General features: G+C 41.2%; 14 protein-coding genes. All 14 read left to right on the forward strand.

The window, feature by feature from the left end; all coding sequences use genetic code 11:
- The first annotated feature begins 9 nt into the window (after positions 1–9).
- The 14 genes from WN53_RS17215 to rfbD (WN53_RS17280) all read left to right on the forward strand — a co-directional run bounded on the left by WN53_RS17215 (position 10) and on the right by rfbD (WN53_RS17280) (position 13832).
- Positions 10–978, forward strand: a complete 969-nt coding sequence (locus tag WN53_RS17215) for a glycosyltransferase (protein WP_024484870.1) — start codon at positions 10–12, stop codon at positions 976–978.
- A complete protein-coding gene (locus WN53_RS17220; protein WP_024484869.1) occupies positions 975–1763 on the forward strand; it encodes a glycosyltransferase family 2 protein in 789 nt (262 codons plus the stop codon). Before WN53_RS17215 ends, WN53_RS17220 begins: the two co-directional genes overlap by 4 nt.
- A gap of 2 nt (positions 1764–1765) precedes the next feature.
- Positions 1766–2995 (forward strand): O-antigen polymerase, encoded by a 1230-nt coding sequence (locus WN53_RS17225; protein ID WP_024484868.1) that lies wholly within the window; start codon positions 1766–1768, stop codon positions 2993–2995.
- Between the two features lie 14 nt (positions 2996–3009).
- Positions 3010–3939, forward strand: a complete 930-nt coding sequence (locus WN53_RS17230; protein ID WP_024484867.1) for a glycosyltransferase family 2 protein — start codon at positions 3010–3012, stop codon at positions 3937–3939.
- Positions 3940–3966: 27 nt separating this feature from the next.
- Positions 3967–5400: an undecaprenyl-phosphate galactose phosphotransferase WbaP gene (wbaP, locus tag WN53_RS17235; protein ID WP_024484866.1), complete on the forward strand. Its 1434-nt coding sequence runs from the start codon at positions 3967–3969 to the stop codon at positions 5398–5400.
- A gap of 262 nt (positions 5401–5662) precedes the next feature.
- The gene (rffG, locus tag WN53_RS17240; RefSeq protein WP_046808127.1) at positions 5663–6727 is read left to right on the forward strand and encodes a dTDP-glucose 4,6-dehydratase; all 1065 of its coding nucleotides are present in this window, start codon (positions 5663–5665) and stop codon (positions 6725–6727) included.
- A 19-nt stretch (positions 6728–6746) separates the two neighbouring features.
- Positions 6747–7616, forward strand: coding sequence for a glucose-1-phosphate thymidylyltransferase RfbA (gene rfbA, locus WN53_RS17245; protein WP_024484865.1), 870 nt, complete (start codon positions 6747–6749; stop codon positions 7614–7616).
- Position 7617: 1 nt separating this feature from the next.
- On the forward strand, positions 7618–8154 hold the full coding sequence (rfbC, locus tag WN53_RS17250) for a dTDP-4-dehydrorhamnose 3,5-epimerase (protein ID WP_024484864.1): 537 nt from the start codon (positions 7618–7620) through the stop codon (positions 8152–8154).
- Complete coding sequence (rfbD, locus tag WN53_RS17255) at positions 8151–9011, forward strand: dTDP-4-dehydrorhamnose reductase (RefSeq protein WP_024484863.1); 861 nt, start codon at positions 8151–8153, stop codon at positions 9009–9011. The genes rfbC (WN53_RS17250) and rfbD (WN53_RS17255) overlap by 4 nt, the downstream gene beginning before the upstream one ends.
- 216 nt (positions 9012–9227) lie before the next feature.
- Positions 9228–10241 carry a UDP-glucose 4-epimerase GalE gene (galE, locus tag WN53_RS17260; RefSeq protein WP_024484862.1) on the forward strand — a complete coding sequence of 338 codons (1014 nt, stop codon included), beginning with the start codon at positions 9228–9230 and terminating at the stop codon, positions 10239–10241.
- 241 nt (positions 10242–10482) lie between these two features.
- Complete coding sequence (gene rffG / locus WN53_RS17265; RefSeq protein WP_024484861.1) at positions 10483–11547, forward strand: dTDP-glucose 4,6-dehydratase; 1065 nt, start codon at positions 10483–10485, stop codon at positions 11545–11547.
- A 14-nt stretch (positions 11548–11561) separates the two neighbouring features.
- Complete coding sequence (rfbA, locus tag WN53_RS17270) at positions 11562–12431, forward strand: glucose-1-phosphate thymidylyltransferase RfbA (RefSeq protein WP_024484860.1); 870 nt, start codon at positions 11562–11564, stop codon at positions 12429–12431.
- Position 12432: 1 nt separating this feature from the next.
- Positions 12433–12969, forward strand: coding sequence for a dTDP-4-dehydrorhamnose 3,5-epimerase (gene rfbC / locus WN53_RS17275; protein WP_021805020.1), 537 nt, complete (start codon positions 12433–12435; stop codon positions 12967–12969).
- Complete coding sequence (rfbD, locus tag WN53_RS17280) at positions 12966–13832, forward strand: dTDP-4-dehydrorhamnose reductase (RefSeq protein WP_024484859.1); 867 nt, start codon at positions 12966–12968, stop codon at positions 13830–13832. The genes rfbC (WN53_RS17275) and rfbD (WN53_RS17280) overlap by 4 nt, the downstream gene beginning before the upstream one ends.
- Positions 13833–14527 lie beyond the last annotated feature (695 nt).

The following is a 14527-nucleotide window of genomic DNA, read 5'->3' on the forward strand; positions in this document are numbered from 1 at the left end:
AGGAAGGGGATGGAAGTGGATAAAAATAACATATGCGCATTAATAGTCACATATGGTACAAGACTTGACCTTATTGATAAGGTTATCCAATCATTAATGATGGAAGATGTTAAAGGGATTATTGTTGTCAGTAATGGTCAGGATACAGTATCTAGGACCTCTCTATTAAAGATATGTAACGACGAAAGAATAAATGTTATTTTAAATGATGAAAATATAGGTTCTGCAGGTGGATACTGTCAAGGATTGAAGTTTTTCTTGGAAAATAGGAAGGAAGATTTTGTAATATTATTGGATGACGATAACGTTATATCTCGAAATGGATTAATGAAAATAGCAGATCAGTATAATGAAAATAAAAACTCAAAAATTGTTATTTGTGCCAATAGAAAAGATCGCAATATTCAGCAATGTTCCTTAGACAAAAAAGAAAATATTTTATATTTGAATGATAGTTTTCTTGGATATAATTTTTTGTCCTATTTTAAAAAGGAAAAATCAGATAGTGAGGACTATATTTATTCCGACATTGTACCTTATGGAGGCATGGTTTTAGATCGAGCAATAATTGAAGATGTCGGTTTGCCTGATAAAGACTTGTTCTTATATTCTGATGATTATGAGTATTCACTTAGGATCAGAAATAAAGGATACATGATAACTATTCTAAAAAGTGTTTCAGTAACAGATATTGACCAGTCTTGGCACGTGAATAGAAATGGTTCTGCAATTATAGATCCCGAATCGAGTGAAATGAGAGTATATTACACAGTTAGAAATGGTGTCATAACTGACATTCGTTATAAGAAGAAAACACTACTTTTTTATATAAATATGATTTTCTTTATCTTAATTCAAATTCTTAAAGATATACGAGTAGGTAAACTAAATTTCATAAATCCTCGAAATTGGTCTGTTTTCATTAGGGCTTTCGCTGATGCTAAAAAAAATAAATTAGGGATGGTTAAGTTCTTATGATTTTAAGTGTAGTAATACCTTGTTTCAATCGCGAGGCATCCATCAGGGATGCTGTAAAATCTGTATTATCTCAATCAGAAGTAAATATTAGTATTGAGGTAATTGTTGTTGATGACGGTTCTACTGATAAAAGTTTGGAAATGATATCAGATTTGGATATAAAGATATTGTCCACAGGAGGACGAAAAGGTGCTTGTGCAGCTAGAAATATTGGTATAGCAAGTGCTAAAGGTAATTGGATTGCATTTAATGATAGCGATGATTTCTGGAGAGCGGATAAAGTTGAAAAAATTTTTTCACAATTCGCAAACAAAATTAATGACGTTGAATATATAGTTCACTCATTTGCTCGGGGTGTTAACAGCTATTTTACAATCCATGGAAATCTCAATGGAGGCTGTCAGTATTTAGAAAAGGCACCTACATTATCTAAATTATTGAAAAAAAACTTTGTTAGTACACAGTGTTTGTTAGTGCGGAAAGATGCATTAATTTCTATTGGATTGTTTGATGAGAATTTACCAAGATTTCAGGATTGGGAAGTAGCAATTAGGCTTGCAGAAAAGTACAGAGGTTATTACATTGATGATATGCTTTCTATTTGCATTGAAAGTCATGGCTCGATCTCAACTGGTTTTGATAAAGGAATATTTTCTAGAGAGTATATATTAGAAAAGCATTATTCAAATTATAAAGCTAACTTTGTTGCTATGATTAAATTTCGCTTTGATTTACTCATAAGGAAACTTGTCCTATCTTTACGACAAGGATCGAAGGTAAAGTAATAATGAATAATGATAAATCATTTGAAATAGCGATATTTAAGAAAAAGGTTTTCATAAATCCAGCATTAATGCTTGTTTTAGCATGGATATTAGTTTCTTTTTTATACTTATTATCTCTATCACCCCGATTATATTTTTCAATGGATGCTGTGATAACTGTTTCTCTAGCTGTTGTTGTACCGGCTCTAGTAGCACATTATGCAGTTATCTTGATTAGGTATATGCTCGGCGGAAAAAAAAGAACTATGGTTTTGCGGTTTAGCAATTTTGAGTTAAGCCGTGTTAAATTTGTTTTTTATACTCTAGTAGCACTATCAATACTTGAGTTTGGGGTTGAAGGATATATTCCACTGCTTTCAAAAATAAAAGGGGCAAACGTTAGTCACTTTGATTTTGGAATTCCTTCTGTCCATGGTCTACTAATGGCTGGTTTCCTTAGTCTATCTACAATATCTATATTGCTTTATCAAAAAACCAAGGAAAAAATATATTTATGTATTATCGGGTACACATTTTTATGGGCGGTATTAATTGTCAGCAGAAAGATATTTATGGTGGGCATTACTCAATGGATATTTGTTTTTTTAACATTGAATAATGTTAGTTTATCAAAGTTTTTTAAAGTTTTTCTTATCGGCCTGATAGTCGTCATAATTTTTGGTGTCGTCGGTGACATTAGGAGTGGTGCTGGTCATATTGATGAGTTAGGTGGCTTTGCGAGTGATAGTGTCATTGAAATGATCCCAGGGTTTAATTGGGTGTATTTATATATGACAACTCCATTACATAACTTAGTATATGCAACACAGAATGCCGTCCCAGAGTATAATTTGTTTTTTAACCGTACATTGAGTTCTTTAGTGCCTTCGGTTGTTTTGGATTTAATCAGTGGAGGTAATAGCAGATATAATTTTGCCGCAGCTGCGTCAAATGTTGGTTCTTGGTTCGAAAGTGAGGCCTTCAACGTATCAACTGCGATGTTACAACCTTATATCGATAATGGTTGGTTCGGCATAAATATCTTAATGGTACTTCTTGGGTTTGTTTCCGGCGTCATTTATTCTTGTGGCAAAACTGCACTTGCTTTCTTTTCTCTGATTACAATATCGACCGCATGTGTTTTGTCAATATATTCTGATAATTTCACTAACTTAAATTTCATTGGCCAGTTTATATTTTATTTCTTTATTTTTATTAAGATTAAGGTTAACGGGAAGTTGATTTTTAGCTAAAGTTAAGGTTATCTATGAAAGTATTACTATTTATACCAACTTATAATGCAGTTAAAGGCGGTCATTGGTTAGAACTTTTGAACTCGATAATGACGCAAACTATTACACCTTATAAAACTATTATAGTTGATTCTGATTCAGGTGATGAGACTACAAATATAGCGTCAGATTTTTCTTTCAATGTAGTTAAAATAAAAAAAGAAGAGTTCAATCATGGTGGTACGAGAAATCTAGCTGTCAAAATGGCTGGTGACGCTGATATTGTGGTTTTTTTAACTCAAGATGCTATTCTTAATAATGCGAATGCTTTGGAAAGGATTATAGATGTCTTTATTAATAACGATGACATAGCAGCAGCTTATGGAAGACAGTTACCTCACTTAAATGCTAATCATCTTGCTACGCATGCGCGTTTATTTAACTATAAAGAGCACAGTTATGTTAGTGAAAAGAATCTGATACCAACGATGGGAATAAAAGCCGCATTTATATCAAATTCATTTTCGGCATATCGGATATCTTCTTTTAAAGAACTTGGTTGTTTCCCTAACAACACAATTCTTTGTGAAGACATGTTTTTTGCAGCTAAACTAATCTTAGCTGGATATAAAATAGCTTACGTATCTGACGCAGAAGTAAGGCACTCTCATAACTACTCATGTACTGAGGAATTTAAACGCTACTTTGATATTGGTGTCTTTCATAATGATGAAAAATGGATAAGGGAATCATTTGGAGGGGCGGGTGGCGAGGGGAAAAAATTTATTATTTCTGAGCTAAAATATTTATTGAAAAATTCTCCGATATCTATACCTCAAGCATTTATTAGCAATGGTGCAAAGTTATTAGGCTATAAATTTGGTCAGAATTATACTAAACTTCCTTTAAAATTAAGGCGTGCATTAAGTATGCACAAGCGTTACTGGGATAGTGTGATAGATTGACAGTTTTGCCTAAGAAAGGATGATCATATGAGTGCTCTAAGTTACTCAAAGAAAACAACAGTTGTTAAGTTTTTATTGGCTATTTCAGATTTTATTTCTTTTATACTATCACTGGTGTTGGCAATTACAGTCATTGTTTTTTTTGAGAAAGATGTAAATAAGTATATACCTTCATCTGAAATGCCTGCCAGAATACTTACACATATTATGCTGGCAGTTCTTTGTGTTGCATGGTTTTGGGTCAGATTACGTCATTATAGCTATCGCAAACCATTCTGGTTCGAATTGAAAGAGGTTTTTAGAACTATTCTTATTTTTGCTGTGCTGGATTTAGCACTAGTCGCATTTTCTAAGTGGCAATTCTCGCGTTATGTTTGGGTGTTTACATGGTGCTCTGCGTTGATTTTAGTACCTTTGGCTCGTTCTATAACAAAAAAGTTATTAATTAAATTTGGTATGTGGCAGAAGCATACTATTATTATAGGATCGGGTAGAAATGCTCGCGATGCTTATGCTGCACTTCAAAGTGAAGAAGTGTTGGGATTTGCAATATGTGGTTTTTATTCAAGCCAAGATGAATGCGAAAAAGAAATATTTGGTGTTCAAGTTATTTGTAATGAAGACGACTTATGGATGAAATGTGATCCTGAAACAACTCAATTCATTGTCGCATTGGAGTTTGAGGAGCATTTTTTACGAGACTTGTGGTTAAAGAAACTTTCAAAACACCGTTGTCGTTCTGTCTCGGTAATACCTACATTGCGTGGTGTCCCTCTTTATGGAACTGAAATGTCTTTTATTTTTAGTCATGAGGTAATGATCCTAAGAATAAGTAATAATTTAGCAAAAAGAACTTCACGTTTTCTAAAAAGAACATTTGATATTTTGGGGGCTAGTTTAATCATCACCTTGTTATCACCAATTTTATTGGCTTTAACATATCTTGTATCTAAAGATGGCGGGCAAGCAATTTACGGGCATGAGAGAATAGGACGAGATGGTAATAAGTTTAAGTGCTTGAAATTTCGTTCGATGGTTATGAATTCACAGGAAGTACTTAAAGAGCTTTTGAGTAATGATCCTGACGCAAGAGCTGAATGGGATAGAGATTTTAAACTTAAAAATGACCCTCGAATCACTCGTGTTGGTAAATTTATTCGTAAAACAAGCCTCGATGAGTTGCCGCAGCTTTTTAATGTTTTGAAAGGTGAAATGAGTCTGGTTGGGCCACGTCCCGTTATTGAAGCTGAATTAGAGCGTTATGCGGGAGATGTTGATTACTATCTGATGGCAAAGCCTGGTATGACGGGCTTATGGCAAGTAAGCGGACGAAATGATGTTGATTATGACACCCGCGTATATTTTGATGCTTGGTACGTGAAAAACTGGTCGTTATGGAATGATATTGCTATTCTTTTTAAAACGATTAATGTTGTCTTAAAAAGAGATGGTGCATATTAAAATTAAATATGCCTATGTAGTATACTATACTCATCATGTATATAATTGCGCTGTGATATTTGATGGCAATTTTGTTAAGTAATATAATCACAACATGTATTTTCTATCTAAATATGGTATGTTCCCTTTTATCTATGACAATGACGTTGTCATCGTGTTTTAAAATTCATTGTGTAAATTAGTACTTGTGAGTGAGATTAACTTATTATTTTAAATGACAGGGTGGTTATTCAGGCCGCATCATGCTATTTATAGAGGGCTTATGAAAATTATAGTTACTGGTGGTGCCGGTTTTATTGGCTCAGCCGTTGCACGTCATATTATCAACAATACTCAGGATCAAATATTGATTTTAGATAGCCTGACATATGCCGGGAATCTAGAGTCTTTAGACACAATCGCTACCAGCGAACGCTACAAATTTGAATATGTAGATATTTGTAATCGTCAAGAGTTGGACCGTGTATTTGCCGAGTTCCAGCCTGATGCGGTTATGCACCTGGCCGCCGAGAGCCATGTTGATCGTTCCATTGATGGTCCTGCCGCATTTATCGAAACCAATATTGTAGGTACCTATACTCTTTTAGAAGCTGCGCGTCAGTACTGGCTAGCTTTGGATGACTCGGCTAAAAAAGCTTTCCGTTTCCATCATATCTCAACCGATGAGGTTTATGGCGATTTACACGGGACGGAAGACCTGTTTACCGAAACCACGCCTTATGCGCCAAGTAGTCCTTACTCAGCCTCGAAAGCCTCAAGTGATCATCTTGTCAGAGCTTGGCTGCGTACCTATGGCTTACCGACTATTGTGACCAACTGTTCAAACAATTATGGCCCTTATCACTTCCCCGAAAAGTTGATACCGTTGACGATCCTCAATGCGCTCGAGGGTAAAGCTTTACCGGTATACGGTAATGGTGCTCAAGTTCGGGATTGGTTGTATGTAGAAGATCACGCACGGGCTTTGTACAAGGTTGTTTGTGAAGGTGAAATCGGGGAAACCTATAACATTGGCGGTCATAACGAACGTAAGAATATAGACGTGGTGCAGACCATCTGCCGATTGCTGGACGAATTGGTCCCTAACAAGCCTGGTAATCTGCTCAAGTATGAAGATTTGATCACCTATGTGACTGACCGCCCTGGTCACGACATGCGCTATGCGATTGATGCCACGAAAATTGACCGTGAACTGGGCTGGAAACCGCAAGAAACCTTCGAGAGCGGTATTAGAAAAACGGTTGAGTGGTATTTGGCTAACGAAGCCTGGTGGAGCCGCGTTAAAGATGGTTCATATGCTGGTGAGCGTCTGGGGTTAACCCATTAATCTGATTTAGGAATCTGAAATGAAAGGAATTGTACTCGCGGGTGGTTCAGGTACTCGTTTGTATCCGATTACACGTGGTGTTTCTAAGCAACTGTTACCAATTTATGATAAACCGATGGTTTATTACCCGATCTCAGTGTTAATGCTGGCAGGTATTCGCGATATTTTAATTATATCTACCCCTGAAGATATGCCTTCGTTCAAACGCTTATTGGGCGACGGAAGTCGCTTTGGTATTAAGCTGAGCTATGCAATCCAGCCAAGCCCTGACGGTCTGGCTCAGGCCTTCCTGATTGGTGAAGAGTTCATCAATGGTGATCGTTGTGCATTGGTTCTGGGGGATAATATTTATTTTGGCCAAAGTTTTGGCAAAAAACTTGAAAATGTGGTCGAAAAAAATTCCGGAGCTACGGTGTTTGGCTATCAAGTAATGGACCCTGAACGTTTTGGCGTGGTTGAGTTTGATGACAATTTCCGCGCATTATCCCTTGAAGAAAAGCCAACTGTACCGAAATCTAACTGGGCGGTTACCGGCTTGTATTTTTACGATAATGAAGTCGTTGAAATGGCAAAACAGGTTAAACCATCCCACCGTGGTGAGTTAGAGATAACTACGCTTAATCAAATGTACCTGGACGCAGGTAAGCTAAATGTTGAGTTGCTTGGCCGGGGTTTTGCTTGGTTAGATACTGGTACTCACGACAGCTTGGTCGAGGCATCTCAATTTATCCATACCATTGAAAAACGTCAGGGTTTTAAAGTTGCTTGTCTGGAAGAGATCGCTTTCCGCAAGGGTTGGCTTTCTCGTGAGCAAGTTGCTGAAGAAGCAAGATTACTTGGCAAAACACTCTACGGCCAGTATTTGTCGCATCTAATTGGGGAGTTATAAGATGCAGGTAATAGACACAAAAATCGATGGTGTGAAAATCATCCAGCCGAAAGTATTTGGCGATGCTCGGGGTTTTTTCCTCGAAACGTTTGAAAAGAAACGTTATCAAGAAATGCTAGATATTGACCTTGATTTTGTTCAGGATAACCACTCGCGCTCTGTGCGTGGTGTATTGCGTGGCCTTCATTTCCAAAAGATAAATCCTCAGGGCAAACTGGTTCGTGTTGTGCGTGGCGAAGTGTTTGACGTTGCGGTAGATATCCGTCATGGCTCTCCAACTTACGGTGCTTGGGAGGGGGTTATCCTCTCCGAAGAAAACAAAACCCAGTTCTGGGTTCCGCCGGGTTTGGCTCATGGTTTCGTTGTGCTTTCCGATGTTGCAGATTTCGAATATAAATGCACCGATTATTATAATCCAGCACATGAAGGCTGTCTGCTATGGAATGATCCACAAGTTGGTATTGAATGGCCGATCGATAATCCATTGTTGTCCGAAAAAGATAAAGTCGGCATGTTATTCCAGGATCTAGGGCTATGAGAATCTTACTAACTGGCGCGAAAGGGCAACTGGGAAGTTGCTTCCAGGATCGCTTACCAGCCGGGTGGGATGTGTGGGCAACTGATGCAGATGTGCTTGATATCACTGATCTTGCTAAGGTAAAAAGTGCTGTAGTTGATTATCGACCTAATGTTATCGTGAATGCTGCGGCATTCACTGCTGTTGATAAAGCAGAAACTGACCATGAAATCGCGGCATTGATTAATGAAGTAGGTCCGAAGAATTTGGCTTTGGCGGCCAATGAAGTTGGGGCTCGCCTGGTCCATGTTTCTACGGATTACGTTTTTGATGGTGAGGCTACTACTCCCTATATTGAAACCGCACCCACTAACCCGCTAGGGGTGTATGGCAAAACTAAACTGGACGGCGAAATTGCGGTTAGCCACCACCTACCGAATGCGTTGATTATTCGTACAGCCTGGGTTTTTAGTGAGTACGGAAATAATTTCGTTAAAACTATGCTAATGCTTGCGCAGGATCGTGACACTTTAGGTGTGGTATCCGACCAGTTTGGCTGCCCTACCTATGCAGGCGATATTGCTCAGGCAATTATCGAGCTCTTGCAGAGAAATGCAGCAGGTGGGGTCTATCATTTCTGTGGCGATGAAACTGTGGCCTGGAGTGAGTTTGCTGAAGCTATTTTTTCAGCAGCAATCAAGCAAGGCGTTTTAGCCAAGGCACCGATAGTTAATGGGATTACAACGTCACAGTATCCCACGCCAGCCAGAAGGCCAAAGTACTCCGTCCTTAACTGCGAAAAAATACAAAACCAAGGTGTCATCTTGTCACCGTGGAAGGATCGCATTGACGAGATTATCACCATTCAGCCTAAGTAATTGTTAAATTCATCTAATTCCTTCCACGCAACTATAATGGGCGCAGTGGGCATAGTGAATGACCTTGAAACGGAAGACTTCGAGAAGGCTGCAGAGATGTGGCCTTTTTTTTAAGTAAAATTTTTATCATGACTCAATACTCTTAGTGACCAGAAGGTTAGAATAGCAGCTCAAAATATTCATTTTCAGCGCATCAGGCGCTTGCAAGGAGTTCAGATGGCAATTCTAGTCACCGGCGGAGCCGGCTATATCGGCTCCCACACCGTTCTGGCCTTGCTGGAACGGGGAGAGGAGGTTGTGGTTCTAGACAACCTCTCGAACTCATCCGAAGAGTCGCTGCACCGAGTGGAGCAACTAACAGGCAAGGCAGCCATCTTCTACCAAGGCGATATCCAAGATCCGGAATGTCTGAACCGCATCTTCGATGGTCACCGTATCTCGGCGGTGATTCACTTTGCTGGCCTCAAAGCGGTAGGGGAGTCCACCCGCAAACCGTTAGAGTATTATCAGAACAACGTCTCTGGCACTCTAGTGCTCCTGGATGAGATGCGTCGTGCCGGAGTTAATCAGTTTATCTTCAGTTCCTCAGCCACAGTTTATGGGGCTAACTCCCCAGTACCTTATGTTGAAACCACGCCTATTGGTGGTACGACGAGCCCGTATGGCACATCCAAACTGATGGTTGAGCAAATCCTGCAGGACTTCGCCAAGGCTGAGCCGCAGTTCTCGATTATCGCTCTACGTTACTTCAACCCAGTCGGTGCTCATGAGTCTGGCCTGATTGGTGAAGATCCCAATGGCATCCCTAATAACCTGTTGCCTTACATTTCGCAGGTTGCTATCGGCAAGCTAGAGACGCTGGGTGTTTTCGGTGGTGATTATCCAACGGAAGATGGTACCGGCGTGCGTGACTACATCCACGTGATGGATCTGGCTGAAGGCCACCTGATGGCGATGGATCATTTGAAGAAGGTCGAAGGGTTCAAAGCTTATAATCTGGGGGCCGGTGTTGGGTTCTCTGTGCTGGAGATGGTGCATGCTTTTGAGAAAGCTTCAGGTGTCGCTATCCCTTATCAGATCTTGCCGCGTCGTGATGGTGATTTGCCTGCGTTCTGGGCCGATGCCAACCTGGCCAGGAAAGAGCTTGGTTGGGAGGTCTCTCGGGGTATTGACACCATGATGCGCGATACCTGGAATTGGCAAAGCAAGAACCCAAAAGGCTATCGCTGATAGTCGCGTTTTATTTTCAATGCTGAACTTTTATTGCCTGTATTCTGATGGTGAATGAGTGTTGGTTCTTGTACAATATTACGCTTCTTTAACATAAGTAATGCTGTAGTTTATTGATTTTTAAGTGATTGAGTACTAAGGTCACTATAGCCAAGTTACTACAGAGTAACGTTTGGTTAATTTGAAATCATAGACACTGGCGTGGCTGCAAAGGGCCACGCTTGGCTGTTTAGAGGGTTATATGAAAATTATCATTACCGGTGGCGCTGGCTTCATTGGTTCCGCCGTTGCGCGGCACATCATCAACGACACCCAAGACCAAATCTTGATCTTAGATAGCCTGACATATGCTGGCAATCTCGAGTCTTTAGCGCCAATAGCAAGCAGCGAACGTTACCAGTTTGCAGAGGTGGATATCTGTAATCGTCAGGAACTGGACCGTGTCTTTGCCGAGTTCCAGCCTGATGCTGTTATGCACTTGGCAGCCGAGAGCCACGTCGATCGTTCCATTGATGGTCCCGCCGCATTTATTGAAACCAATATTGTGGGTACCTATACCCTGTTGGAAGCGGCCCGTCAGTACTGGCAAACTTTAGGTGAGCAGGCCAAGAAGGCATTCCGCTTCCATCATATCTCCACTGATGAAGTTTACGGCGATCTGCACGGTACCGATGATCTGTTCACGGAAACCACACCTTATGCGCCAAGCAGCCCTTATTCAGCTTCGAAAGCCTCAAGCGATCACCTTGTCAGGGCTTGGTTGCGCACTTATGGTCTGCCAACTATCGTAACGAATTGTTCTAACAACTACGGTCCTTACCACTTCCCGGAAAAGCTAATCCCGCTAACCATTCTTAACGCTCTTGAAGGTAAAGTGTTGCCGATCTATGGCAACGGTACTCAAGTGCGTGATTGGCTGTATGTGGAAGATCACGCACGAGCACTGTACAAAGTGGTCTGTGAAGGTGAAGTCGGTGAAACCTACAACATTGGCGGTCATAACGAGCGTAAAAATATCGAAGTTGTGCAAACGATCTGCCGTTTGCTAGACGAATTGGTGCCGAATAAGCCAGGTAATCTGGCTAAGTATGAAGACCTGATCACCTTTGTTACCGATCGTCCTGGTCACGACATGCGCTATGCCATTGATGCCTCAAAAATTGATCGTGAATTGGGCTGGAAGCCTCAAGAAACCTTCGAGAGCGGCATTAGAAAAACGGTTGAGTGGTATCTGGCTAACCAAGCTTGGTGGAGCCGTGTTAAAGATGGTTCATATGCCGGGGAACGTCTGGGTCTAACCCGCTAATTTAAGGTGTGAAAATGAAAGGTATTGTTTTAGCGGGTGGGTCAGGCACACGTCTTTATCCTATTACTCGTGGTGTTTCAAAGCAGCTCTTGCCGATCTACGATAAGCCGATGATTTACTATCCGCTTTCAGTATTGATGCTGGCGGGGATCCGCGACATTCTGATTATCTCCACGCCAGAGGATATGCCGTCATTTAAGCGGTTACTCGGCGACGGGAGTCGTTTTGGCATCTCATTGAGCTATGCCATTCAACCTAGCCCGGATGGATTAGCGCAGGCATTCCTGATTGGCGAAGAGTTCATCAATGGGGACAGTTGTGCTCTGGTATTAGGGGACAATATTTTCTTTGGCCAGAGTTTTGGCAAGAAGTTGACGTCTGTAGTTGATCGTAACCAGGGTGCAACCGTATTTGGCTACCAGGTCATGGATCCTGAACGCTTTGGCGTGGTGGAATTTGATGATGACTTCCGGGCATTATCTCTGGAAGAAAAGCCAGCGAAACCTAAATCCAATTGGGCCGTTACCGGGCTTTACTTCTATGATCATCATGTTGTTGAGATGGCGAAGCAGGTCAAGCCATCCGCACGTGGTGAACTAGAGATCACCACTCTCAACCAGATGTATCTGGATAAAGAGGCTCTCAACGTTGAGTTGCTTGGGCGCGGTTTTGCGTGGTTGGATACCGGTACTCACGATAGTCTGATTGAGGCTTCCCAGTTTGTACATACGATCGAAAATCGCCAAGGGTTCAAAGTTGCTTGCTTGGAAGAGATCGCCTACCGCAAAGGGTGGCTGACTCGTGAGCAAGTAGAGGCTGAGGCTAAACTGCTTAGCAAGACCCTGTACGGGCAGTATTTATTGCAACTGAGTTTGGAGAAATAGAATGCAAGTCACAGATACCAAAATCGATGGTGTGAAGATTATTCAACCCAAGGTATTTGGCGATGCACGAGGCTTTTTCCTTGAGACGTTTGAAAAGAGACGCTACCAGGAAATGTTAGATATCGATCTGGATTTTGTTCAGGATAACCACTCGCGTTCATCACGCGGTGTGCTGCGTGGCCTGCATTTCCAAAAGATAAATCCTCAGGGCAAACTAGTGCGTGTAGTGCGTGGTGAAGTGTTTGATGTCGCGGTTGATATCCGTCCAGGCTCTCCAACGTACGGTGCTTGGGAAGGGGTGATCCTTTCCGAAGAAAACAAAACCCAGTTTTGGGTCCCACCGGGCTTGGCTCATGGTTTTGTTGTGCTTTCTGATGTCGCAGACTTTGAATATAAATGTACGGACTATTACAATCCTGCACATGAAGGCTGTTTGTTATGGAACGATCCAGCGGTGGGAATCGAATGGCCATTAGAGAACCCGCTACTTTCTGAAAAAGATAAAATTGGCAAACTTTTTAAGGAGTTAGGCCAATGAAGGTTTTGTTGACTGGTGCCAATGGGCAATTGGGGCGTTGCTTTATCGATCGCCTACCTGCAGGTTGGGAAATACTGGCAACCGACAGTGATTCTTTGGATATTACTGATTTCGAAAAGGTTAAGAAGACCACACTCACCTTTCTGCCTGATGTGATAGTGAATGCAGCAGCCTATACCGCCGTAGATAAAGCGGAAAATGATTGTGAAATGGCCAAGTTGATCAATGAGCAAGGGCCTAAAAACCTGGCTTTGGCTGCCAAAATCGCCGATTGCCGTCTAGTTCATGTATCAACAGACTATGTCTTTGATGGTCTGGCTGATACACCTTACTGCGAAAATGACATAACTAACCCGTTAGGGGTTTATGGTAAGACTAAACTAGATGGTGAGATTGCTGTCATGGTTACCCAGCCAGAAGCTATCATTATCCGCACCGCTTGGGTATTCAGTGAGTATGGCAATAATTTCGTGAAAACAATGCTGCGTCTGGCGCAAGATCGCGACGTTTTGGGCATTGTATCAGACCAGCGCGGTTGCCCAACTTACGCTGGTGATATTGCTGCTGCCATCATCGACCTGTTGAAAGCTGATGCGGAAGGTGGCATTTATCATTTTTGCGGTGACAAAGATGTTACTTGGAACGAATTCGCCGAATTTATCTTCACCTCTGCGTTTGAGCAAGGTCTTTTGACCCGTAGCCCGACGGTTAACGCTATCACCACCGATCAATACCCAACTCCTGCACAAAGACCTAAGTATTCGCTGTTAAATTGCGAAAAAATCAAAGCGTGTGGGGTTGTGCTATCCCAGTGGCAAGATAGAGTCGGCAGTGTAGTCAAGAGCTGTTCAGAACCAGCATAGGAAGTCAATAAGTGCATTGCGTCGTGCCCAGCGAACCGGCTGGGCACCGCGACTACGTTTAATATACTGTTCTCCTAACATCTAATAACCCATATCCCTATGATAGTATTCAATAAAACCCCTCTCAGTATCCCTCCGTCATTTGTCAACTGAACACCTACTCGAAGATGTTTCCTTACTCAATAGAAGCCGTGGTCCATATCACTGCTAGTGAGTTGGTTGTTTTTACTGCAATTCAATTAAGAACATACTGAAACTATCAAGAATCTAAAGGTGTTTTAATCGATATGGTGGTAGCATATGGCCCGAAGTTTTGTGTGGACGAACCCTATTAGTCTATTTTGGCTTTTATGGCAAGTAGTCGGGCTTTTCTCGGGGAAAAATCCACTCTAAAGTTGAGATATATCTATTGGCTACTGCATGCCAAGGGCGGTAGCGTGCTTTTTTTTGGCAATCTGGTGGGTATATTTGTTGAAAATACCGAATTTTCATGGTGTTGATGTGATATTCAAAATGGAACGTTAATGGGATTTTTCTTATTGACTATTTGGTTTTTATGTATTAATAGTGTTTCATTTTGTGGGGTGTTGATTCGATTTTTAAATGGCATAAACCGTAGGGGAACTAATGAACATGACAAGTATCCTCTATTATGGTAGGGGATGGAGATAAAACCAACCGGTTATCGTTTCTAG

The sequence above is a fragment of the Serratia fonticola genome, assembly GCF_001006005.1.
GTDB classification, from domain to species: domain Bacteria; phylum Pseudomonadota; class Gammaproteobacteria; order Enterobacterales; family Enterobacteriaceae; genus Chania; species Chania fonticola.

Coding starts and splice junctions, on each gene's coding strand:
- WN53_RS17215 (WP_024484870.1), top strand. CDS start 10: ATGGAAGTGGATAAAAATAACATATGCGCATTAATAGTCACATATGGT.
- WN53_RS17220 (WP_024484869.1), top strand. CDS start 975: ATGATTTTAAGTGTAGTAATACCTTGTTTCAATCGCGAGGCATCCATC.
- WN53_RS17225 (WP_024484868.1), top strand. CDS start 1,766: ATGAATAATGATAAATCATTTGAAATAGCGATATTTAAGAAAAAGGTT.
- WN53_RS17230 (WP_024484867.1), top strand. CDS start 3,010: ATGAAAGTATTACTATTTATACCAACTTATAATGCAGTTAAAGGCGGT.
- wbaP (WP_024484866.1), top strand. CDS start 3,967: ATGAGTGCTCTAAGTTACTCAAAGAAAACAACAGTTGTTAAGTTTTTA.
- rffG (WP_046808127.1), top strand. CDS start 5,663: ATGAAAATTATAGTTACTGGTGGTGCCGGTTTTATTGGCTCAGCCGTT.
- rfbA (WP_024484865.1), top strand. CDS start 6,747: ATGAAAGGAATTGTACTCGCGGGTGGTTCAGGTACTCGTTTGTATCCG.
- rfbC (WP_024484864.1), top strand. CDS start 7,618: ATGCAGGTAATAGACACAAAAATCGATGGTGTGAAAATCATCCAGCCG.
- rfbD (WP_024484863.1), top strand. CDS start 8,151: ATGAGAATCTTACTAACTGGCGCGAAAGGGCAACTGGGAAGTTGCTTC.
- galE (WP_024484862.1), top strand. CDS start 9,228: ATGGCAATTCTAGTCACCGGCGGAGCCGGCTATATCGGCTCCCACACC.
- rffG (WP_024484861.1), top strand. CDS start 10,483: ATGAAAATTATCATTACCGGTGGCGCTGGCTTCATTGGTTCCGCCGTT.
- rfbA (WP_024484860.1), top strand. CDS start 11,562: ATGAAAGGTATTGTTTTAGCGGGTGGGTCAGGCACACGTCTTTATCCT.
- rfbC (WP_021805020.1), top strand. CDS start 12,433: ATGCAAGTCACAGATACCAAAATCGATGGTGTGAAGATTATTCAACCC.
- rfbD (WP_024484859.1), top strand. CDS start 12,966: ATGAAGGTTTTGTTGACTGGTGCCAATGGGCAATTGGGGCGTTGCTTT.